Raw genomic sequence first — 20,635 nt, 5'->3', positions numbered from 1 at the left:
CGCCAAACCCAGGATTTTATCGGGCCGCCCCATGGCCCGGCGCGGTGGGGGTCGGCCACCTGCGGCGCACGCACATAATTCGAGGGCCCAAGCACCCCCACACCCATGCTGCGCACCCACCCCCTTCACCCACCCACCGCCGCCATGCTGCTGGCTGCCGGACGCGGCGTGCGCATGCGCCCGCTGACCGACACCACGCCCAAACCCCTGCTGACGGTGCGCGGCAAACCGCTGATGCAGTGGGCCATGGAGGCGCTGCAAGCGGGTGGCTTCACGCGGCTGGTGGTCAACACCGCCTGGCTGGGCGAACAGATCGAAGAACACTTCGCCGGCTGGCCGCAGGCGCACCCGGGTGCCGAATTGGCGTTTTCCCACGAGGGCCAGGACTTCGGCTACGCGCTGGAGACGGCCGGCGGCATCTCGCGCGCGCTGCCGCTGCTGGGCGACGTGTTCTGGGTGCTGGCGGGCGACGTGTACGCGCCCGACTTCGCCTTCCGCCAGGCCAGCGTGGACCGCTTCGCCGCCAGCGGCATGCTGGCGCACATCTGGCTCGTGCCCAACCCGGCGCACAACCTCCGGGGCGATTTCGGCCTGTCGGCCGACGGACGCGCCCTCAACACGGCCGACGGCGAGCGATTCACCTACAGCACCATCGGCCTGTACCACCGCGCGCTCTTTGAAGCGCCCTGGTGCGAGGTCTTGCCCGGCAACCCCCAGGGCGCGGCCGAGCCGCTGGCGCCACTGCTGCGCCGCGCCATGGACGCCGGACGGGTCAGCGCCGAGCTCTACACCGGCCCCTGGACCGACGTGGGCACGCCCGAGCGGCTCAAGGAACTGGGCTGACTGTCCGGGTGCACCGTGTGGACTGCGTCCACACCATCGCACGCCTCACCGACCCGTGTCCGGCAAGGGGTTCTGACCGATCACCATGACGCCCTTGTTCACCGCATTGCGGACGACCTCGAAACCGTATTCGACCATGTCCTTCTCATAGAGGCGCAGCGCATCGCCAAGAGCGATCTGGCCGTTTGCCACCGCTATGAGCTGGCGTCCGAGATTGGCCGCATCGCGAAGGGCGACATTGGCTCCTCGCCCCAGGCTCGGCGACATCGCATGCGCGGCATCACCGAGGAGGGTGACATTGGGAAAAGAGCCGAGATCGCAGGGAATCGAGCTGTACATTTCCACGTAAAAGAACGAGCCACGCTCGCCGGCTGCGATCAACGTCTTCCCTTGGTCAGGCCAGTCCTTGATGAGTTCAACGGCAAGTTGCTGAAGTTCGTCGCTGCTCAGCTTGCGCATTTCGGCATCGTCCTTGCCGATGAACTGCGAACGGGCGGCAACGATACAGGCCACATAGTCTTCGCGCGCCGGAAGTTTGGCCTCGGGGACCAGGCATTTCGAGGCAGCCGATGGCTCCATCGGGAAGAGCACGCCTCCCATGCCAAGAAGAACTTTTCTCTCGTCCGAACTGAAGGTGAAGACATCTGCCACGACATGCGCCGGAGCGAGGCGGCGCGCTTCTGAGGCCGGCAAGCGACCGTAGATGCACCGCACACCGGTGTCCATGGTCTGTGCATGCGGCGCGCGCTGCCGCCGGATGGCCGAACGAACACCGTCGGCCCCCACCAGGACGTCCCCGGTGACCTTGGTTCCGTCGGCAAGAACAGCTGCCACGCCATCCTCATGGTTTTCGTACGCGATCACCGGATTGCCATAGTGGCAGACGTCATCCAGACCGGTCAGAAGAATCTGACGCAGGATGGCGCGGTCCACGTTGACGTGTGTCGAAAGCCCTGCCGTCACATGGTGCTCGGTGTGGCTGTAGGTATCGATCGGAATGCGCTTCTTCAACGACAGATCGCCGTTGATCATCGTCGTGTAGGGCAGCGCGCGCATCGCGGTAGCTTCGAACAAGGCAAGGAGGCGGGGGGGCAAGACGGCACTCATGCCGCCAACGCCGTCGGCATCGATGTGCAGGCGATAGCCCTGGGCGCGCTCGAACGGACTGGCATCGCGCTCGAAGACTTCGACGGCAATGCCGGCGCCCTTGAGCATCTGGGCAAGGGCCAGGCCGCCGAGGCCAGCGCCGGCGATGAGAACTTTGGGGGTCATATCAATTTCCGAAAATTTTGCGATGGGTGAATGGTTGGATTTGTCGCGCTGACAAATGGCCAGAGCCGACCTTGGTCGGGCTTAGCGTGCAGCGCCAGCGACCAACTGGGTGGCGAGGACTCTGATGGGATACCCAAGAAGCAGAGCGGCGACAAAGCCGATTGGCCAGGCTCTCAGGAGGTTGTGACCCCAGGCCTTTATCCACGCAGGCGTGAAGCCAAGGTTCAGCCAGGCGAAATAGCCTGAAAAGAGCGATGCCATGGCAAATGACATCAGGATCGCGACGACGGTATGGATTTTTGTTTCAGGACGCATGTGATCTCCGTTGGAACTCTGAATCGGACACAGAGATCGGGAGATCGGTCGAAACGTCACCCACGCGAACACCATGCCCGACCTCAGTCGGGTTGATGCCGTGGGTATCGCCTGGGCGATGCAGACCTGCTGAGCAAGCAGGGGTCGGGATTACCGAGCCGACCAATTCTTTTTCGACGGGCGGCATTCTAAACGACCGACTTTCCATCCGCCGAGGGACAGCCCTGGACCGCCATGGGAACGCCCGAGCCGCTGAAAGAGTTGGGCTGAACGAATCGGCTCCCCCCGCGCCGCCTGCGGCGTCACCCCCCAAGGGGCGATGCGAGTGGCCCGGCAAAGCCGGTTCCACCGCATCCTTGGTTGAACTGCGCGCCGGGCAGTGGCGCTACGGGGTCGTTGCAAAACACGGAGAATGCCCCCATGGACGCTCACACCACCCACTCCCTCTACGCCGAACGCCGCGCCCGCGTGGCCGCCCAGCTGGGCCCCGGCGGCATCGCCATCGTGCCGACCGCGCTGGAACGCCAGCGCAACCGCGACAGCGACTTTCTGTTCCGCCACGACAGCTATTTCTATTACCTGACCGGGTTCTCCGAACCCAACGCCTGGCTGGTGATCACCGCCGAGGGCGAGACCACGCTGTTCTGCCAGCCCAAAGACCTGGAGCGCGAAATCTGGGACGGCATCCGCCTGGGCCCCGAGGCCGCGCCCGAGCACCTGGGCGTGAGCGCGGCCTTTTCCGTGGCCGAGCTCGACCAGCGCCTGCCCCGGCTGCTGGAGAACCGCCACACCGTGTGGTACCCCTTCGCCACGCACAAGGGCCTCGAAGGCCGGATCGACGGCTGGCTGCAGTCGGTGCGCGCGCGGGTGCGTTTTGGCGCACTGTGCCCCGAGTCGCAGCGCGACCTGTGCGGCGTGCTCGACGAGATGCGGCTCTTCAAGGACCCGTTCGAGCGCGAGACCATGCGCCGCGCCGCGCAGATCAGCGCCGGCGCCCACATCCGCGCCATGCAGCGCAGCGCCGCCATGCTGCGCGCCGGGCAGGACGTGCGCGAGTACCACCTGGACGCCGAACTGCTGCACGAATTCCGCCAGCACGGCTCGCAATACCCGGCCTACGGCAGCATCGTGGCCGCTGGCGCCAACGCCTGCGTGCTGCACTACCGGGCCGACAACGCGCCGATCCGCGATGGCGAGCTGGTGCTGATCGACGCCGGCTGCGAGCTCGACGGTTATGCCTCGGACATCACGCGCACCTTCCCGGCCAACGGCCGTTTCACCGGCCCGCAGCGCGCGCTCTACGAGCTGGTGCTGGCCAGCCAGGAGGCCGCGATCGAGGCCACCCGCCCCGGCGCGCGTTTCGTGGCACCGCACGAAGCGGCGGTGAAGGTGCTCACCCAGGGCATGCTCGACCTCGGCCTGCTCGACAAGAACCAGGTCGGCACGCTGGAGGACGCGATCCAGCACCGCCACTACTTCGCCCACTACATGCACCGCACCGGCCACTGGCTGGGCATGGACGTGCACGACTGCGGCAGCTACGTGGAGCCGTCCGAGGTGGGCACCGTGAGCGAGCGCCAGGACCCGCTGAGCGGCGAGACCATCAAGGACCGCCCCAGCCGCATCCTGCGCCCCGGCATGGCGCTGACCATCGAACCCGGCCTGTACGTGCGCCCCAGCGACGGCGTGCCGCGCGAGTTCTGGAACATCGGCATCCGCATCGAGGACGACGCCTTCGTCACCGAGACCGGCTGCGAACTCATCTCACGCGGCGTGCCGGTGCGGGCCGACGAGATCGAAGCCCTGATGCGCTGACCTGCCGGAATTTCGACTCTTAAAAATCTTCTTGATAATCATTCGCATATAGAATGCCGACCTTCGCCGGGATCCCCGGCCTTCTGAAGGAGTGTTCATGCGAATTGCCACCACCGTACGCTGGCTGTGCGCCCTGGGCCTGACGGCCGGTCTGATCCAGACCGCCCAGGCGGCCCCCGAAATGATCAAAGACGTGCTCGGCCGATCGGTCCGCGTCGACCTGCCCGCCAAGCGCCTGTTGCTGGGTTTCTACTTCGAGGACTACATGGCCATCGGCGGCGAGAAGGCCTTCGACCAGGTGGTCGGCTTCTCCCGCGAGGCCTGGGAAGGCTGGCGTCCGGCCAACTGGTCGCTGTTCGCTGCGCACCGGCCTTCGCTCAAGGAACTGCCCGACGTGGGCGAGGTCGAGGCGCAGACCTTCTCCGTCGAGAAGGTGCTGGCCCTCAGGCCCGATGTGGTGGTGCTGGCCGAATGGCAGTACAAGGGCCTGGGCCCGGATGTGAAACGGATGGAAGACGCCGGGGTGCCCGTGGTGGTGGTGGACTACAACATGGAGCTGCCGGCCAACCACCACGCCAGCACGCTGTTGCTGGGCAAGATCGCGGGCGACGAGAAGCGCGCGCAGAAGATCGCGGACGAATACAAGACCGCCATCGATCAGGTGCAGTCGCGCATCGCGGCCGCCAGGCAACCCAAACCGCGCTTCTATGTCGAGTTCGGCAACAAGGGGCCGGCCGAATACAGCTTCAGCTACGGCAAGGGCATGTGGGGTCCGCTGGGCGCGCTGGCCGGGGGTGAGAACATCGCCGCCCCCTTCGTCGAATGGTACGGCCCGATGAACCCGGAGAAGGTGCTGGCCGCCCAGCCCGAGGTGGTTTTCATCGCCGGCACGGAATCGACCAAGAACCCCAGCTCGATGCTGATGGGGCAGGGCGTGGAGTCCGCGCAGGCACAACAGCGGCTGCTGGGCTTTGCCCGGCGCGCCGGCTGGAGCGAACTGCCAGCCGTGAAGAACCAGCGCCTGTATGCGGTCTACCAGGGTGCATCGCGCTCGGTGCTGGACTACACCATGGTGCAGTTCATGGCCAAGGCCCTGTACCCCACGTTGTTCAAGGATGTCGATCCGCAGGCCAACTACCTGGGCTTCTACAAGCGCTACCTGCCGGTGCAGGCCAAGGGCAGCTTCGCGCTGGGGATGTGAATGGCACGCCATCTGTGGAAAAAAATCGCGCTGTCCGCCACGCTCGCGCTGGGCGCGCTCAGCGCCTGGGCGGCGCCCGGCACCGTTGAAGATGTGCTGGGTCGCAAGATCACCCTGGAGTTGCCGGCCAAGCGGGTGCTGCTGGGCTTCTACATCGAGGACTATTTCGCCGTCGGTGGCGACAAGGCCTTCGACCGCCTGGTGGGGATGTCGCGCGGCTGGTTCGTCAAGTCGCGGCCCGCGGTGTGGGAACAGTACGCCGCCGCACGGCCCACCCTGCGCGACGTGCTCGACGTGGGCAACGTGCAGGACCAGAGCTTTTCGCTGGAAAAAGTGCTGGCCACCAAACCCGACGTGGTGATCCTGGCCGACTGGCAGTTCAAGGCCCTGGCCTCGGAGATCCCGCGCCTGGAAGCGGCCGGCATCCCCGTGGTGGTGGTGGACTACAACGCGCAGACGCTGGAGCGCCACCTGGCCAGCACCAAGGTGCTGGGCCAGCTCACCGGTGAGACGGCGCGCGCGCAACGCATCGCCGACGGATACCGCCAGATCGTGGAGACGATCCAGCAGCGCATCGCCCAGGCGAAGCTGCCCCGGCCGCGCGTGTACATCGAACTGGGCGACAAGGGCCCCGCCGAGCACAGCTACACCTACGGCAAAAACATGTGGGGCGCCATGGCCGATCTGGCCGGCGGCGACAACGTGGCCGCGCCGTTCGTGAAGGACTGGGGCCCGATCAACCCCGAACAATTGCTGGTCGCCAAGCCGCAGGTGGTGCTCATCGCGGGCTACGAAAGCGTCAGCCGCCCCGACGCCATGCAGATGGGCTTTGGTGTGCCCGCGGCCGAGGCGCGCCGCCGGCTGGATGGCTTCGCACAGCGCAAGGGCTGGAGCGCCCTGCCGGCGATACAGGACGGTCGCCTGCACGGCGTCTACCACGGCGCCACGCGCAGCCTGCTGGACGCGGCGCAGCTGCAATACCTGGCCAAGGCGCTGTACCCGTCGCTGTTCGCCGACCTCGATCCGGACGCCACCTACCGCGACTTCTACCGCCGCTACCTGCCCATCCAGCCCCAGGGCACCTTCGTGCTGAACGGGAAATGACCGACACCACCGCCACGCCCGACATGGGCACGCAGGTCTTGCAGCGTCAGCGTCGGCGCGAGGTCGGCCGCTGGCGTTGGCTGGCCCTGTTTGTGGGCTTGAGCCTGTGCAGCCTGATGCTGGATGTGGCCACCGGCCCCTCGCTGCTGGCGCTGGGGGACGTGGTGCGCACGCTGGTGGCCCCCGCGGCGGCCGACCCGATGACCCGGGCTATCGTGATGGACATGCGCTTGCCGATCGCGCTCATGGCCCTGGTGGTGGGGGCGGCGCTGGGGCTGGGCGGGGTGCAGATGCAGACCCTGCTGGACAACCCCCTGGCCAGCCCCTACACGCTGGGGCTGGCGGCCGCCGCCGGCTTTGGCGCGGCGCTGGCCCTGGTCACCGGGGGCCTGGGCCTGCCGTCCCTGGTGGCTATTCCCCTCGGCGCCTTTGTTTTCTGCATGCTGGCGGCGAGCTTTCTGTTCGGGCTGGCGCTGATGCGCCACGTCAACAGCCAGACCATCATCCTGGCCGGCATCGCGCTGCTGTTTTTGTTCCAGTCGCTGCTGTCGCTGCTGCAGTTCCTCTCTTCGCCCGAACTGAACCAGCAGATCATCTTCTGGCTGTTCGGCAGCCTCATGCGCACCACCTGGCCCATGCTGTGGATCACCGCAGGCGTGACGCTGGTGTGTGCAGTGCTGCTGCACCGCGATGCCTGGCAGCTGACCTGCCTGCGCCTGGGCGAGGCGCGCGCGCGCAGCCTGGGCGTGAACGTCACGCGGCTGCGCCTGAAAACGCTGGTGCTGGTGGCGCTGATGACGGCCACCGCCATCAGCTTCGTGGGCATCATCGGCTTCATCGGCCTAGTGTCGCCCCACATTGCGCGCATGCAGGTCGGCGAAGACCAGCGCTTCCTGATTCCGCAGTCGGCGCTGTGCGGCGCACTGATGCTCTCGGTCGCTTCGGTGCTGTCCAAGTCCATCGTGCCGGGCGCGCTGTTTCCCATCGGTATCGTCACGGCGCTGATCGGGGTCCCGTTCATGGTCTGGCTCATCCTGGGCAACCGAAAGCGCGGCCATGCTTGAGCTTCACGACCTGAACCTGCGCATCGCCGAGCTGACCCTGGTCGACGGGCTGAACCTGCAACTGCGCGCCGGGCAGCTGCACGTCATCATCGGCCCCAACGGCACCGGCAAGACCAGCCTGCTGCGCGCCCTGTTCGGCGAACTGCCGTTGGCGCGTGGGGCCGTGCGCCTGCGGGGAACGCCGATGACGCCGCGCAACCTGCCGACTTGGCGCCAGGGCATTGGCTACATGCCGCAGAACACCCAACTCGATCTGGACCTGAGCGCGCTCGAAGTGGTGGTGCTGGGGCGCCTGCAACGCCTGTCGATGCGGCTGTCGGACGACGATCTGGGCGCCGCGCTGCAAGCCTTGCAGGCACTCGACATTGCCCACCTGGCCGACCGCCCGGTGCACACCCTCAGCGGCGGGCAGCGCCAGATGGTGCTGTTCGCGCAGGTGCTGCTGCGCCAGCCGCGGCTGATGCTGCTGGACGAACCCGTCAGTGCGCTCGATCTGAAACACCAGATGCAGCTCATGGAGCACCTGAAGGCGCAGACCACCGGACAGGGCTGGATCAGTGTGGCCGTGCTGCACGACCTGAACCTGGCGGCCCAGTTCGCCGACCAGTTGATCGTGCTCGGGGAAGGCCGCCTGCAGGCCTTTGGCCCGCCGACCCAGGTGCTGACCCGCGAGCTCATCCACCGCCTGTACCACGTCCCGGTGGACGTTCACCAGGACCTGGACGGCCTGCCCTATGTGCGCACCTTGCGCGCAGCGCGCCCCATCCTCACCCCCGCCTGACCGCCGGAAAGACCGAGGCCACCGACATGCATGCACACACCGTTCATCCCTCCTGGCGGCACCGGCTCCTGGCGGCTGGCCTGGCCGCGCTCTGCGGCCTCGTGGCGCCCTCCGCCTGGAGCGCCGAGCACGTGGTTCGCATGCGGAACGCCGGTACGGACGGACCGATGGTGTTCGAGCCGGCGGTCGTGCAGGCCCGGGTCGGCGACACGCTGCGCTTCGAGCCCACGAACACGGGCCATTTCGTGCGCAGCCTGGCCGTTCCCGAGGGCGCCACGCCCTGGCTGAGCGAGCTCGATCAGCCGTGGGTGGTGGCGCTGGAGCGTGAAGGCCTGTATTTCTACAACTGTCCACCGCACCTCATGATGGGCATGGTCGGACTGGTCCAGGTCGGCGCAGCGGTCAACCGGTCTTCCGCCACCGCGGTCATGAAATCCACGCAGGGGCGGATCTACAGCCACGGCGCGCGGGTCGACGCCTTGCTGGAAGGGATTCGATGATCGCCCTGCGCTGCATCGCGGCCTCACCGCCACCGAGCCCCCACGCTCCGCCGCTGCGCGGGTCGCTGCCCCCCGAGGGGGCTGATCCGGCTTGGGGCGGCCCGGCGCCGGATCGTTGCCCCCACGCTCCGCCGCTGCGCGGGTCGCTGCCCCCCCGAAGGGGCTGGGCCAGCCTTGGGGCGGCCCGGTGGCTGCCCCTGAGTGGCTGAGATCGCCTTGAACCCGGCGGCCAGCGGCTGGCGCTCGCTCAGTCCCGCCGCCCGCGTCCTGGTGGCGAACGGCCTGGCGTTCAACCTGGGGTTTTACATGCTCATGCCCTATCTGGCGCAGCACCTGGGCGCCGGCCTGGGGCTGGCGGGTTGGGTCACGGGGCTGGTCATGGGACTGCGCGTGTTCAGCCAGCAAGGGTTGTTCCTGCTCGGCGGCTGGCTGGGGGACCGCCTGGGCTACCGCAGGGCCATCGTCTGGGGCTGCCTGTTGCGCGGCGTCGGCTTTGCCCTGCTCGGCTGGGCCGGGGCGCTGCCGCTGCTCCTGCTGGCCGCCGTCCTCACCGGTTTCGCCGGCGCTCTGTTCACGCCCTGCGCCCAGGCGAGCCTGGCCGCCCAATGCCCCGACGGGGCCCAGCGGCGCCAGGCCTTCGCCTTGCACAACCTGGCCAGCGAAGCCGGCATGCTGGCCGGCCCCCTGCTCGGGATGGCGCTGATGCGCGTGGATTTCGCGCTCACCGGCTGCGTGGCCGGCGCCTTGTTCGTGGTGTTTGCGGGTCTGCAATGGTCGCTGTTGCCCCCCGATCATGGGGTGCGGGCGACCCCGCAGCCGTTGGCGGCCGGCACAGCCCGTGCCTCGGGCAGGCCCTGGCTCGCGCTGTTGGGCCAGCCTGGCCTGCTGCGCTTCGTCGGCTTGTGCGCCACCTACCAGGTGATGTTTCACCAGCTGTACCTGGCCGTGCCCGCCTTCGTCCAGCAGCACCGCCTGGGGGACGGCACGCTCAGTGCGGTGTTCACGCTCAGCGCCGTGGTGGGCATCGCGCTGCAATGGCCCGTCAGCCGCTGGCTCGTGCCGCGCCTGGGCGACGCCGCCGCGATGGGCCTCGGGCTGGCGCTGATGGGGGTGGCGTTCCTTTCGCCGCTGGTGCTGGCAGCCTGGCCGCTGGCGGCGGTGCTGGCCCTGGGGGCCCTGTTGGCGCTGGGCTCGGTGCTGTGTCTTCCGCTGTTCCCCACCGTGCTGCCGCGTTATGCGCGGGACTGCCCGCTGGGCACGGCCTATGGCTTCATGGCCAGCGTCGGCGGGTGCGCCGCGCTCGTGGGGCAGGCCTCGGTGGGTGCCGGCCTGGGCGCGTCCGGCATGGGGCCTGCGCCCGGGGTCTGGGGGGCGCTGGCCGTCTGTGGTCTGCTGGGCGGTGCCGGTCTTTGGCGGGTGACGAGAACGGTGGCGTTGCCCCGCGCCCTTTGAGGTACAACCGGCGCATGAACACGTCCGCTCCTCTGCCCAGCGTCCTCTGCCTCACGATGAACCCCTCGGTCGATCTCGCGACCGAAACCGAATCCGTGGTGCCCACGCACAAGCTGCGCTGCAGCGAAACCCTGCACGACGCCGGCGGCGGCGGCGTCAACGTGGCGCGGGTGCTGACCCGCCTGGGGGGCGAATGCACCGCGCTGTGCCCCACCGGCGGCTCGGCCGGCCAGTGGCTGCAAAAGCGCATGCGCGAAGAGGGCATCTCCAGCGTGTTCCTGCCCATCGCCGACGAGACGCGCGTGAGCTTCACGGTGCACGAACACAGCACCGGCGCCGAGTTCCGTTTCGTCATGCCCGGCCCGCACCTGAGCGGCGGCGAGTGGCAGGCCTGCCTGGACCATCTGCAGGCGCTCGCGCCATTCCCCGATCTGCTGGTGGCCAGCGGCAGCCTGCCGCCGGGCGTGCCGGCGGACTTCTACGCCCGGCTCGCGCGTCTGTGCCGCGCGCGCGGCGCGCGCATGGTGCTGGACACCTCCGGGCCGGCGCTGGAAGCGGCCCTGGCCGAAGGGGTGTACCTGTTCAAGCCCAATCTGCGCGAACTCGCGGCACTCAGCGGGCAGGCACTGGACACGCCCGAACAGTGGCTGGCGGCGGCCCGCCAGCTGATCGAGCGTGGCCAGACCGAGGTGGTGGCGCTGACGCTGGGCCACCTGGGCGCCCTGCTGGTGACCCGCGAATCGAGCTGGCGGGCCGATCCGCTGGACATCCCCGTGTCCAGCGCGGTGGGCGCGGGCGACAGTTTCGTGGGCGGCATGGTGGCCGCCCTGCAACAGCGCCAGCCGCTGCGGGAGGCGTTTGCGCTTGGCGTGGCCGCCGGCTCGGCCACGCTGCTGTCGATCGGCACCGGCCTGTGCCGCCTCGAGGACGTGCAGCGCCTGCTGCCGCAGGTGCGGATCCACCCGGTGAACTGACGGCGCTTTCAGTGCGCCTTCTCCGCCCGCGCGTCGTCCCCCGCGTCGTGTAAGGCGGCCGGCGCCGGCTCGCGACCGCTGCCGAGAATGCGCTCCAGCGCGGAGCGGCTGGGCGTTTCCACGAACAGGCAGGGCTTGCCGTGGCGTTTGCAGTGTTCCTTCACGCGCCAGTAGGCGTTGTGGCTGATGCACCCCACCTGGCAGATCACCACGTCGGCCGACTGCAGCAGCGGCCCCAGTTGCCCGGCGTTGTCTTCCTCGCCGCCGTCGTGGTGTAGAAAGCGGGCGCCCTTGTCCTCGATCAGTTCGCGGTAGATCGGGATCACGCGGGTGCGTCCGCCCACGCACAGCACGGCGCGGTCGTGGATGTGCAGGCCCTCGTCGCGCGGCACCGGCCGGGTGTCGAGGGCCTCCACCGGGCCGGTGGCACCCGGTGCGGGCCAAGCCTGCAGGGTGGCCTGGGTGGCGAGGTTCAGGGCGCGGCGCAATTGCTGGTTGTGCTCGGCGAGCTGGCGGTTGTCGTCCAGCAGGCGCTGGCGCTGGGGCAGCTCGGGGGTCTGGCGCTTGAGCGCCTCCAGCTCGGCCAACGCCTGCGCCCGGTCGGTCTGTGCGCGGATCAGATCGGCGCGCAGGCGCATCAGCTCGGCCTGGTGCAGCTCATGGCGCTGCACCTGTTCCTGCGCCACCGTTTGCAGCCGTTGCTGCGCGTGGATCAGCTCGTCGCCCAGCTTGTGGTTCTCCTGCACGAGCGTCTGCAGGCGGGTCTGGTCCACCCGGGCGGCCATGCCCACCTGGTGCTGCAGCATGTGCACCTGGCCCAGCACCGCGAACTCGAGTTCGGGCGTGCAACGGGAATGCGTCAGCACGGCCCAGAACACCCCCGCCCAGTCCATGCCCATGCAGGACCGGTCCCACCACTTGGCCAGCGCTTCGGTGGTCTTCAGTTTCAGCGACTGGCTGATGAACAGCTCGTAGCGGCTGTCCAGCTCGCGCTGCACCATCTCGGCCAGCGGGCTGCGCCGGCGGCATTCGCTCACCAGGGCGATGTGCATCTCGTATTCCGAGCAGCCGTCCAGCGCCAGCTCGGCCTTGCGGGCCAGCTTCTGCAGCTCGGGCAGGCGCAGGCAGACGCCGGTGACCGGGCAGGCCGCGTGGTTGCCCAGCGACCAGAGCTTGCGGCGCGCCGAACCGCGCACACGATCCGCCCCCGGCTCGGTGGCGGCTGGGCCGTCGACGGGCGCCGCCGCATAGCGCGCGGCCAGATCACCCAGGGCATCGGCCTGGCCGGGTTTCTTGAACACACACATGCTCAGTGCACCGCGCCGCTGGGGGCGCTCATCACCAGGCAACCGGCACGCAGCGCGTGCTCGATGGCCGGGTCCGCGCCGTGCTCCTGCCAGTGTTCGAGCAGGGCCGCGTGGGTCTCGTGGCTGTGCCAGACCGCCGCCTTGCGCCAGGCGCTGCCGCCCGGTTCGCGGTGGATCAGCCCCAGCAAGGCCAGGTGCGCATCGGCCAGCACCCAGGCCGCCAGCGCGCTGCTGCCCTCGTCGGCCTGCAGCGCCGACAGGCAGCGGCTGCTGCGCACCAGCGCCGACACGCAGGCGTCCGCGTCCAACGCCCCACCCGCGGCCAGGCCCTCGCGCGCCATGCCCAGCGCCAGGCGGTAGAACGCCAGCGCCTGCAGCACCTGGCCCATGCGGTGTGCCCGCGAAGCCTGGTGCATGGCGTCGGTCCAACTGGGCCATGCGCTCAGCGGAATGAAATGGCCGCCCTGGCCGGTATCGACGTTTGACAGTGACATGAGAACAGCTCCCTGTGGATCGCACACTGGCGGATCGCCAATGCGTTAATGATAACGATTCTTATTTAAAACTCAAGCCATGGGCGGCGATCACGGCCCGATCCGTTGACCCAGGTCAAGCGTCACCCCACATCCCGGCGAATACCAACCCGCCCCGGCGCGGCCGCTGGACCGGGATGCGGCCGGGAAAAAAGTTCCCCAAATTTGTTGATAATGGTTATCATTCATCAGCAGCCCGCCATTGACCGCAACCCGCGCGCCCCGCCTTGCCGGGGCGCGCTGCTGTTTGTCCGCCGTCAAAAGCCAGCCAACTCCTTCACCCGTCTTGAAGACACGTTGCTGTCCTTTTGTCATGCGCACCCTCGTTCACCGCCGCCCCGCCGCCCTGTCTCTGTCGCCACTGGCCCGGGCCATCTCCCTGGGCCTGTCCACCACCTTGCTGCTGGCTCCCTGGTCCGGGGCCCAGGCCCAGGCCACCGCTGCCCCGTCCACCGACGCCCCCGCGAGCGCCACCGCGCAGGAAGTCACCCTGGGCACCGTCACCGTGAAAGCCGGCCCGTCGGCCGCGCCCACCGAGGGCAACCCCGATTTCGCGGCGCGCAGCGCCAGCACCGCGACCCGGCTCGACCTGACGCCGCGTGAGACACCGCAGTCGCTGAGCGTGGTGACGAACGCGCAGATGCAGGCCTTCGGTCTGCGCGACGCGCGCACCCTGCTCTCCAGCGTCACGGGCGTGAACGTGGAGCTGGTCGAGACCGACCGCTCCTACTACTCGGTGCGCGGCTTCGAGGTCTCCAACTTCCAGATCGACGGCATCGGCCTGCCCTTCGCCACCGGCGACCAGCAGGGCGACATCGACACCGCGATCTACGACCGGGTGGAGGTGCTGCGCGGCGCCAACGGCCTGATGTCGTCCACCGGCAACCCCTCGGCCACGATCAACTTCGTGCGCAAGCGCCCCACCGCCCAGCTGCAGGCCTCGGGCGGGCTGACGCTGGGCTCCTGGAACCAGCGCCGCGTGGACGCCGACCTGGCCGGCGCCATGAACGCCAGCGGCAGCGTGCGCGGCCGGCTGATCGTGGCCGCGGAAAACAAGGACTCCTACCTGGACCGTTACTCGCTGGACAAGCGCGTGTTCTCCGGCATCGTCGAAGCCGACCTCACACCCTCCACCCTGCTGAGCGTGGGCCACTCGCAGCAGAACAACCGCCCCAAGGGCGTGCTCTGGGGCGCCCTGCCCATGCGCTACGCCGACGGCACGCAGACCGACTACCCGGTGTCGGCCAGCACCTCGGCCCGCTGGAGCCACTGGAACACCCAGGACGCGCAGACCTTTGCCGAACTGAGCCACCAGCTCGACAGCGGCTGGGCCGTCAAGGGCGTGCTCACGCGCCGCGAACTGAGCTCCGACGCCGAGCTGCTCTACGTGTACGGCGCGCCCGACCGCGCAACCGGCGCCGGCCTGTTCGGCTGGCCCTCCAAGTACGACCACACCGAAGAACAGTGGATCGGCGACCTGCACGCCAGCGGTCCGTTCGAGCTCGGTGGCCGGCGCCACGAGGCAGTGCTGGGCCTGAACAGCTCGCGCAGCGACAGCGTCCTGCACTCCAGCGACGACGACCTGTACCTGCCGATCTCCGAAGCCGACGTGCTGGCCGGCAACTTTGCGCGCCCGGACTTCAACAACGGCCTCACGGGCTACGCCGACCTCGCCGACCGCCGCCACAGCCTCTACGGCGCCACGCGCCTGAGCCTGAGCGACTCGCTGCGGCTGATCACCGGGCTCAACGTGACGCGCGCCACCAGCACCGGCGTGCAGTACGGGCTGGACCACAACTACGCGACCACCAAGACCAAGCCCTTCGTCGGCGCCATCGTCGACTTCCACCCGCGCTTCTCGGCCTACGCCAGCGCGGCCAGCATCTTCAACCCGCAGCACCAGCTCGACGTGAACAACGCCGTGCTCGCGCCGATCGAAGGGCTCAACACCGAACTGGGCATCAAGGGCGAGTCGGCCGATCGCCGCCTCAACGGCGCCTTCGCGCTGTTTCGCACCCAGCAGAAGAACACCGCCGAATACGCCGGCTTCGCCAACGGCCACTCCTACTACCGCGGCATCGACGCCACCTCCACCGGCTTCGAGCTCGACGTGAGCGGCCGCCTGCGGCCCGGCTGGCAGGTGAGCGCGGGCTACACCCGGCTGCGCATCCAGAACCCCGACGGGCAGGACGTGCGCACCTATGTGCCGCGCCAGACGCTGCGCCTGTCCAGCACGGTCGAGGTGGCGGCCGTGCCCGGCCTGGAACTGGGCGCGAGCCTGAAGTGGCAAAGCGCGATCTCGCGCGACGAAGGCGCCAGCGGCGTGACCCGCCAGGACGCCTACGCCCTGGTGGACCTGATGGCGCGCTACGCGCTGTCCCGGCAGCTGTCGCTGAGCGCCAACGTGAACAACCTGACCGACGAGAAGTACCTCGGCAGCCTGCAGTGGTCGCAGGGCTACTACGCCGCGCCCCGCGGCGTGAGCGTGAGCCTGAACTGGAAGCTCTGAGCCTGCGCCACACACCGCCCGTCCCGCCCGCCACACCCCTCTCACCGCCAACCGCCATGACACACCGCCACCTCGCGCCCACCCCCGACCACGGCCCGGCCCGCCGGCTGTCCCTGCCGCGTCCGACACGGATCCGCGCCGCCGTGCTGGCGGGCTGGGCCGCGGCCGCCTGCCTGCCCACGGCCCAGGCCCAGTCCAGCCCGGACGGCGCCGCGACCACGCTGCCCACGGTGACCGTCAACGCCGAGGCCGAGGCCGAGCGCGCCGACGGCCCGGTGCGCGGTTACGCCGCCCAACGCAGCGCCACCGCCACCAAGACCGACACGCCGTTCAACGAGGTGCCGCAGTCGATCTCGGTGATCACCGCCGACCAGGTGCGCGACCAGGGCTCGCCCAACCTGCAGGAGGCGCTGCGCTACACCGCCGGCATGCGCACCGAGCAGTACGGGGTGGACAACCGCGGCGACTGGCTGGCGCTGCGCGGCGGCAGCGGCGGCACCGTGATCGACGGCCTGCGCCGCCCGCTCACGGGCTGGTGGGGCATCATCCGCAACGACCCCTACGCCTTCGAGCGCATCGAGGTGCTGCGCGGCCCGTCGTCGGTGATGGCGGGCCAGAACGGCCCCGGCGGCGTGGTCAACCTGGTGTCCAAGCGCCCGCAGGCCGAGCGCAGCGGCGAGATCGGCGTGCAGCTCGGCAACCATGGCCACCAGCAGGTGCAGTTCGACCTGACCGGCCCGCTCAATGCCGACGGCACGCTGCTGTACCGGCTGGTCGGCCTGGGCAAGCGCAGCGACACCCAGGTGGAGCACGCCTTCGACGACCGCGAACTGCTGGCGCCTTCGATCACCTGGCGCCCCAGCGCGGCCACCTCGCTCCATCTCTACGCCCAGCACCAGCGCGACGAAAGCGGCAACCTCAACGCCTTCTTCCCGGCCGACGGCACGCTGCTGCCCGCGCCCCACGGCCCGATTCCCACCGACACCTTCATCAGCGAACCCGCGTTCGACACCTACGGCGGCACACGCTCGCGCGTGGGCTGGGCCTTCGAACAGCGCCTGAACGAACAATGGACGCTGCGCCAGAACCTGCGCCACGACACCACCGACGGCACCATGCGCAGCATGTACGCCGCCTGGTGGGACGGCTTCGTGGATGCCAACGGCAGCCCGGACGCCAACGGCACCTACCTGAACCGCTATTTCTACGCCGCCGACGACCAGGACCGCACCACCAACGCCGACCTGCTGTTCGAAGGCAAGTTGAAGAGCGGTTCGGTCGCGCACACCGTGCTCGCCGGCGTCGACGGCTTCCAGTCCCGCGCCTCGCAGCGCAACTACGGCGACATCCTGGCCACGCCGCTGGACGTGTACCACCCGGTCTACGGCGGCTACAGCCTGCCGGCGCTGCCCGATGTGCCCGAGACGGTCACCCGCACCCGCATGCTCGGCCTGCTGCTGCAGGACCAGATCAAGTTCAACGACCGCTGGGTGCTGGTGGCCGGCCTGCGCCGCGACCGCTCGCGCAGCTCGGTGGATGGCGGCGCCACGCAGACCGACGAGGCCACCAGCAAGAACCTCGGTGCGGTGTGGCTCGCCGACGGTGGCTGGTCGCCCTACACCAGCTATTCGGAATCGTTCGAGCCGATCGCCGGCACCGACGCCGCCGGCCAGCTGTTCAAGCCCAAACGCGGCCAACAGGTGGAGGCCGGCGTGAAATGGCAGCCGCCGGGGTCGCGCCTGAACGCCACGGCATCGGTCTACCAGCTGCGGGAAAAGAACCGCACCGCCTCCGACCCGCTGAACCCCGGTTTCTCGGTGCAGCGCGGCGAGGTCACGGTCAAGGGGCTGGAGTTCGAGCTGACCGGCCAGATCGCCAACTGGGACCTGACCGGGCAATACACCTACACGGACGCGCAGGTCACCAGCACCACCGCCGACGAAGTGCGCTACCTCGGCCAGCAGCTCGAAGCCATCCCCAAGCACAGCGCGGGCGTCTGGGCGGTCTACCGCTTTGCCGGTCTGACCGGCCTGAGCGGTCTGCGCATCGGCGCGGGGCTGCGCCACGTCGGCCGCTCGTCCGACGGCGTGGGCCATCTCAACGTGCCCGCCGTGAACGTGGTCGACGCCATGCTGTCCTACGACACGCAGGACTGGCGCTACGCCCTCAACATCAACAACCTGGCCGACAAGCGCTACGTCGCGTCCTGCCTCGAGCGCGGCGACTGCTGGTTCGGCCAGGGCCGCCGCGTGGTGCTCTCGGCCACCTACCGCTACTGAAGCCGCCGCAGGAAAGACCCGCATGCACCGCCACCACCCCACCCAGGTTCCTCTGCGCATGGCCGCCGCCGTGCTGGGCGGCTACGCCTTCACCTGGGGCTTCAGCGCCCTGGGCATCGCCGCCCTGATCGCCCTCGGAGCGGACTTCGAGGACGCCGAGGCCGGCACGCTGCTGCTGGCGCTGCTGGTGTTCCTGGGCGTGTTCCTCTGGGCCTTCGCCGCGCGCCGGATCGCGCTCGTCTGGCTCGTGCTGGCCGGCGGCGGCGCGCTCATGACCGCCGCGGCCTGGGCGCTGCAGCGCCTCATCGTCTGACCGGAGAAACCCCATGCTCCAGAACTTCCGACTCTCCATGACCTGGCTGCACACCTGGTTCGGCCTCGTGCTGGGCTTCGTGCTGATGGTCGTCTTCTTCTTCGGCTCGCTCTCGGTGTTCGACCGCGAGATCGACCGCTGGGCCGTCCCGCAGACCCGCTTCGAGCCGCAGCCCATGCCCTCGTTCGACACCCTGCTGCTGCCCGGCCTGCGCCAGGTGCAACCCGACCCCGACGAGTTCGCGCGCGAAGCGCCGCGCCTGATCGACACCCGCCAAGCGCCGCTGCCCGCGCGCGAAAGCCTGGAGGCCGACGAATACTGGGCCTACACCACCCACCGCGACCCGGTGCTGCGCATGGGCGTGGGCTTCAAGGTGCCCAACCCCAAGGACCCGAGCGCGCACAACCACATCCACGGCGAGGTCACCATCGACCCGCGCAGCGGCACGCCCCTGCGCGCCGACCAGCTCAAGATCGGCAGCGAGTTCTTCTACCCGCTGCACTACAGCCTGCACCTGAACTGGAACAGCATCGGCATCTACATCGTCGGCTTCGCCGCGCTGGTGATGCTCGCCGCGCTGGTCAGCGGCGTGGTGATGCACCGCAAGTTCTTCCGCGAGTTCTTCACCTTCCGGCCGAAGAAGCACACGCAGCGCAGCGCGCTGGACCTGCACAACCTCACCGGCGTGCTGGCCCTGCCGTTCCACTTCTTCTTCGCCTTCACCGGGCTGGCGATCTTCGTCTCGTTCTATTTCCTGCCCGTGGCCCACACCCAGCTCAAGCCACTGCACGACCGCCACGAGGTGATGGAGGCCGCCGCCACCGGCCTGCCGCACGAGGCCGCGGGCGTGCCCGCGGGCCTGGCCTCGGTGGACGCCATGGTGCAAGAGGCCAAGCGCCGCTGGGCCGCGCGCGACATGGCCGGCGAGGTGGGCTTCCTGGTGGTGAGCCACGTGGGCGACGCCAACAGCTACGTCAGCGTCTACCGCGCCGGCAGCGACCAGGTGGCCCTGGTGGGGCAGGGCGTGCACTTCAAGGCCAGCACCGGCGAGCTGCTGCGCGAAGACCCCCCACGCTCGGTCGTGGGCAGCGTCAACGAGTTCCTGACCGGCCTGCACCTGCAGCACTTTGAACACTGGCTGCTGCGCTGGCTCTACGTGCTGGGCGGCCTCATGGGCTGCGTGTGCATCGCCACCGGCTTCGTCTTCTTCGTGGAAAAGCGCAAGAAGCAGCACGCCCGGGCCGGCAGCGCGGGCAGCCGCGTGGTGGACGCGCTGGCCGTGACCACCGTCACCGGCATGCTCATCGCCACCCTGTCGATGCTGGTGGCCAACCGGCTGCTGCCCGCCGATCTGGCCGGCAAGGGGGACTGGGAGCAACTGGCCTTCTGGGGCAGCTGGCTGCTGGCCATGGCGCACGCCTTCTGGCGCAGCGCCGCGGTGGCCCAGGCCCGCACCAACCCGGCCTGGCGCGAGCAGTGCCGGGCGCTGGCGGCGCTGGCGCTGGCCGCCGTGCTGCTCAACGGCATCACCACCGGCGACCACCTGATCAAGACGCTCGGCGAAGGCTACTGGCCGGTGGCCGGGCTGGACCTGAGCCTGCTCCTGAGCGCGGCGGTGGCGAGCTTCGCGGCGCGCCGCCTGCGCGCGCGCGAACGCCTGGAAGCCACGCCCGCGCCGGCCCACCGCGCCGCGCCCGGCGCCGGAGACGCCGCCCATGCGTGAAGCCCTGCTGCTGATGGCGGCCTGGGCCGTCTGCACCCTGGCCATGGCCTGGCTGGCGCTGGCCATGGACGCGCACTGGCACCAGGCCCTGGGCCGTGCGCACCCGCTGCCGCCCGCGCGCCGCCGCGCCTTGCGCACCGCCGGCGCGCTGGGCCTGGCGGCGTCGCTCGGCCTGTGCCTGCTGGCCGACCACCCCTCCATGGCGGCGCTGGTCTGGGTGCTGTTGTTGTCGGCCTCGGCCGCGAGCGTCGCCTTCACGCTGAGCTGGCGGCCCCACTGGTTGCGCGCCCTGTCTGGCGTGGTGGGCTATTGAAACCGCGTCACGGACCCCACCCATGCACCACCCCCTGGCCGCGCCCCTTCGGGCCGCGGGCCTGCGCCTGACCTTCAGCCGGCTGGAGGTGTTGACCGAGTTCTGCCTGGCCGCGGGCGCGCCCCGCTCCGGTGTCGAGGTGTACGCCGCGCTGACCCGGCGCGGCGTCTCCATGGCCTACAGCACGGTGTACCGCATGGTGCAGACCCTGTGTTACACGGGCCTGCTGCACCCCGCCGGGCGGCACGGGCGCCACCCGGCCTACCGGCCCAGCGCCGCGATCCTGGACGCCTGGCTGGAACAGAGCGCCCAAAACAATCTAAAATAGAATCGTTCT

At 69.3% G+C, this 20,635-nt stretch carries 20 protein-coding genes; 15 read left to right on the top strand and 5 right to left on the bottom strand.

Annotation, left to right across the window (positions count from 1 at the left end):
- Positions 1-144 precede the first annotated feature (144 nt).
- On the top strand, positions 145-843 hold the full coding sequence (locus AC07YZ_RS20165; protein WP_494796176.1) for a nucleotidyltransferase family protein: 699 nt from the start codon (positions 145-147) through the stop codon (positions 841-843).
- A gap of 45 nt (positions 844-888) precedes the next feature.
- Here AC07YZ_RS20165 and AC07YZ_RS20160 read toward each other — a convergent pair whose 3' ends face one another.
- A complete protein-coding gene (locus AC07YZ_RS20160; protein WP_494796069.1) occupies positions 889-2,115 on the bottom strand; it encodes an FAD-dependent oxidoreductase in 1,227 nt (408 codons plus the stop codon).
- 81 nt (positions 2,116-2,196) lie between these two features.
- Entirely contained in the window at positions 2,197-2,430 is a 234-nt protein-coding gene (locus AC07YZ_RS20155; protein WP_494796068.1) for a DUF2798 domain-containing protein, read from the bottom strand.
- 420 nt (positions 2,431-2,850) lie between these two features.
- Between AC07YZ_RS20155 and AC07YZ_RS20150 the strand changes: the two genes are divergently transcribed.
- From AC07YZ_RS20150 to AC07YZ_RS20115, 8 genes are all read left to right on the top strand, one after another.
- Positions 2,851-4,245: an aminopeptidase P N-terminal domain-containing protein gene (locus AC07YZ_RS20150; RefSeq protein ID WP_494796067.1), complete on the top strand. Its 1,395-nt coding sequence runs from the start codon at positions 2,851-2,853 to the stop codon at positions 4,243-4,245.
- A 97-nt stretch (positions 4,246-4,342) separates the two neighbouring features.
- Positions 4,343-5,446 (top strand): ABC transporter substrate-binding protein, encoded by a 1,104-nt coding sequence (locus AC07YZ_RS20145; RefSeq protein WP_494796066.1) that lies wholly within the window; start codon positions 4,343-4,345, stop codon positions 5,444-5,446.
- On the top strand, positions 5,447-6,550 hold the full coding sequence (locus AC07YZ_RS20140; RefSeq protein WP_494796065.1) for an ABC transporter substrate-binding protein: 1,104 nt from the start codon (positions 5,447-5,449) through the stop codon (positions 6,548-6,550). It abuts the gene before it with no gap.
- The gene (locus AC07YZ_RS20135) at positions 6,547-7,614 is read left to right on the top strand and encodes a FecCD family ABC transporter permease (protein WP_494796064.1); all 1,068 of its coding nucleotides are present in this window, start codon (positions 6,547-6,549) and stop codon (positions 7,612-7,614) included. Before AC07YZ_RS20140 ends, AC07YZ_RS20135 begins: the two co-directional genes overlap by 4 nt.
- The gene (locus tag AC07YZ_RS20130) at positions 7,607-8,395 is read left to right on the top strand and encodes an ABC transporter ATP-binding protein (protein WP_494796063.1); all 789 of its coding nucleotides are present in this window, start codon (positions 7,607-7,609) and stop codon (positions 8,393-8,395) included. The genes AC07YZ_RS20135 and AC07YZ_RS20130 overlap by 8 nt, the downstream gene beginning before the upstream one ends.
- A gap of 26 nt (positions 8,396-8,421) precedes the next feature.
- Positions 8,422-8,895, top strand: a complete 474-nt coding sequence (locus AC07YZ_RS20125) for a plastocyanin/azurin family copper-binding protein (RefSeq protein WP_494796062.1) — start codon at positions 8,422-8,424, stop codon at positions 8,893-8,895.
- A gap of 201 nt (positions 8,896-9,096) precedes the next feature.
- Positions 9,097-10,347, top strand: coding sequence for an MFS transporter (locus AC07YZ_RS20120; protein WP_494796061.1), 1,251 nt, complete (start codon positions 9,097-9,099; stop codon positions 10,345-10,347).
- 14 nt (positions 10,348-10,361) lie between these two features.
- Positions 10,362-11,321, top strand: a complete 960-nt coding sequence (locus tag AC07YZ_RS20115; RefSeq protein ID WP_494796060.1) for a 1-phosphofructokinase family hexose kinase — start codon at positions 10,362-10,364, stop codon at positions 11,319-11,321.
- 8 nt (positions 11,322-11,329) lie between these two features.
- Here AC07YZ_RS20115 and AC07YZ_RS20110 read toward each other — a convergent pair whose 3' ends face one another.
- The 3 genes from AC07YZ_RS20110 to AC07YZ_RS20100 form a co-directional block, all read right to left on the bottom strand.
- A complete protein-coding gene (locus AC07YZ_RS20110) occupies positions 11,330-12,622 on the bottom strand; it encodes a DUF2325 domain-containing protein (RefSeq protein WP_494796059.1) in 1,293 nt (430 codons plus the stop codon).
- A gap of 8 nt (positions 12,623-12,630) precedes the next feature.
- Positions 12,631-13,122, bottom strand: coding sequence for a DUF2753 family protein (locus AC07YZ_RS20105; protein ID WP_226490511.1), 492 nt, complete (start codon positions 13,120-13,122; stop codon positions 12,631-12,633).
- 90 nt (positions 13,123-13,212) lie between these two features.
- Entirely contained in the window at positions 13,213-13,476 is a 264-nt protein-coding gene (locus AC07YZ_RS20100; protein WP_226490512.1) for a hypothetical protein, read from the bottom strand.
- Between AC07YZ_RS20100 and AC07YZ_RS20095 the strand changes: the two genes are divergently transcribed.
- The 6 genes from AC07YZ_RS20095 to AC07YZ_RS20070 are packed head-to-tail and all read left to right on the top strand — an operon-like array spanning position 13,475 to position 20,626.
- Positions 13,475-15,670 carry a TonB-dependent siderophore receptor gene (locus tag AC07YZ_RS20095; RefSeq protein ID WP_494796058.1) on the top strand — a complete coding sequence of 732 codons (2,196 nt, stop codon included), beginning with the start codon at positions 13,475-13,477 and terminating at the stop codon, positions 15,668-15,670. The genes AC07YZ_RS20100 and AC07YZ_RS20095 overlap by 2 nt on opposite strands.
- A gap of 56 nt (positions 15,671-15,726) precedes the next feature.
- Positions 15,727-17,949: a TonB-dependent siderophore receptor gene (locus tag AC07YZ_RS20090; protein ID WP_494796057.1), complete on the top strand. Its 2,223-nt coding sequence runs from the start codon at positions 15,727-15,729 to the stop codon at positions 17,947-17,949.
- Between the two features lie 22 nt (positions 17,950-17,971).
- Positions 17,972-18,262, top strand: a complete 291-nt coding sequence (locus AC07YZ_RS20085; RefSeq protein WP_494796056.1) for an iron uptake protein — start codon at positions 17,972-17,974, stop codon at positions 18,260-18,262.
- Between the two features lie 13 nt (positions 18,263-18,275).
- Positions 18,276-19,985: a PepSY-associated TM helix domain-containing protein gene (locus tag AC07YZ_RS20080; protein WP_494796055.1), complete on the top strand. Its 1,710-nt coding sequence runs from the start codon at positions 18,276-18,278 to the stop codon at positions 19,983-19,985.
- A complete protein-coding gene (locus AC07YZ_RS20075; RefSeq protein ID WP_226490517.1) occupies positions 19,978-20,298 on the top strand; it encodes a DUF3325 domain-containing protein in 321 nt (106 codons plus the stop codon). The genes AC07YZ_RS20080 and AC07YZ_RS20075 overlap by 8 nt, the downstream gene beginning before the upstream one ends.
- 22 nt (positions 20,299-20,320) lie before the next feature.
- A complete protein-coding gene (locus AC07YZ_RS20070; protein WP_494796054.1) occupies positions 20,321-20,626 on the top strand; it encodes a transcriptional repressor in 306 nt (101 codons plus the stop codon).
- Positions 20,627-20,635: the final 9 nt, after the last annotated feature.

It is taken from the genome of Hydrogenophaga sp. GW101-3F08, from assembly GCF_059424585.1.
Note: the sequence above shows the minus strand (reverse complement) of the source record. Positions and strands in the feature narration are given on the sequence as shown.

Coding starts and splice junctions, on each gene's coding strand:
- AC07YZ_RS20080 (WP_494796055.1), top strand. CDS start 18,276: ATGCTCCAGAACTTCCGACTCTCCATGACCTGGCTGCACACCTGGTTC.
- AC07YZ_RS20125 (WP_494796062.1), top strand. CDS start 8,422: ATGCATGCACACACCGTTCATCCCTCCTGGCGGCACCGGCTCCTGGCG.
- AC07YZ_RS20160 (WP_494796069.1), bottom strand. CDS start 2,115: ATGACCCCCAAAGTTCTCATCGCCGGCGCTGGCCTCGGCGGCCTGGCC.
- AC07YZ_RS20085 (WP_494796056.1), top strand. CDS start 17,972: ATGCACCGCCACCACCCCACCCAGGTTCCTCTGCGCATGGCCGCCGCC.
- AC07YZ_RS20165 (WP_494796176.1), top strand. CDS start 145: ATGCTGCTGGCTGCCGGACGCGGCGTGCGCATGCGCCCGCTGACCGAC.
- AC07YZ_RS20070 (WP_494796054.1), top strand. CDS start 20,321: ATGCACCACCCCCTGGCCGCGCCCCTTCGGGCCGCGGGCCTGCGCCTG.
- AC07YZ_RS20130 (WP_494796063.1), top strand. CDS start 7,607: ATGCTTGAGCTTCACGACCTGAACCTGCGCATCGCCGAGCTGACCCTG.
- AC07YZ_RS20150 (WP_494796067.1), top strand. CDS start 2,851: ATGGACGCTCACACCACCCACTCCCTCTACGCCGAACGCCGCGCCCGC.
- AC07YZ_RS20095 (WP_494796058.1), top strand. CDS start 13,475: ATGCGCACCCTCGTTCACCGCCGCCCCGCCGCCCTGTCTCTGTCGCCA.
- AC07YZ_RS20075 (WP_226490517.1), top strand. CDS start 19,978: ATGCGTGAAGCCCTGCTGCTGATGGCGGCCTGGGCCGTCTGCACCCTG.
- AC07YZ_RS20090 (WP_494796057.1), top strand. CDS start 15,727: ATGACACACCGCCACCTCGCGCCCACCCCCGACCACGGCCCGGCCCGC.
- AC07YZ_RS20135 (WP_494796064.1), top strand. CDS start 6,547: ATGACCGACACCACCGCCACGCCCGACATGGGCACGCAGGTCTTGCAG.
- AC07YZ_RS20145 (WP_494796066.1), top strand. CDS start 4,343: ATGCGAATTGCCACCACCGTACGCTGGCTGTGCGCCCTGGGCCTGACG.
- AC07YZ_RS20140 (WP_494796065.1), top strand. CDS start 5,447: ATGGCACGCCATCTGTGGAAAAAAATCGCGCTGTCCGCCACGCTCGCG.
- AC07YZ_RS20115 (WP_494796060.1), top strand. CDS start 10,362: ATGAACACGTCCGCTCCTCTGCCCAGCGTCCTCTGCCTCACGATGAAC.
- AC07YZ_RS20100 (WP_226490512.1), bottom strand. CDS start 13,476: ATGACAAAAGGACAGCAACGTGTCTTCAAGACGGGTGAAGGAGTTGGC.
- AC07YZ_RS20105 (WP_226490511.1), bottom strand. CDS start 13,122: ATGTCACTGTCAAACGTCGATACCGGCCAGGGCGGCCATTTCATTCCG.
- AC07YZ_RS20155 (WP_494796068.1), bottom strand. CDS start 2,430: ATGCGTCCTGAAACAAAAATCCATACCGTCGTCGCGATCCTGATGTCA.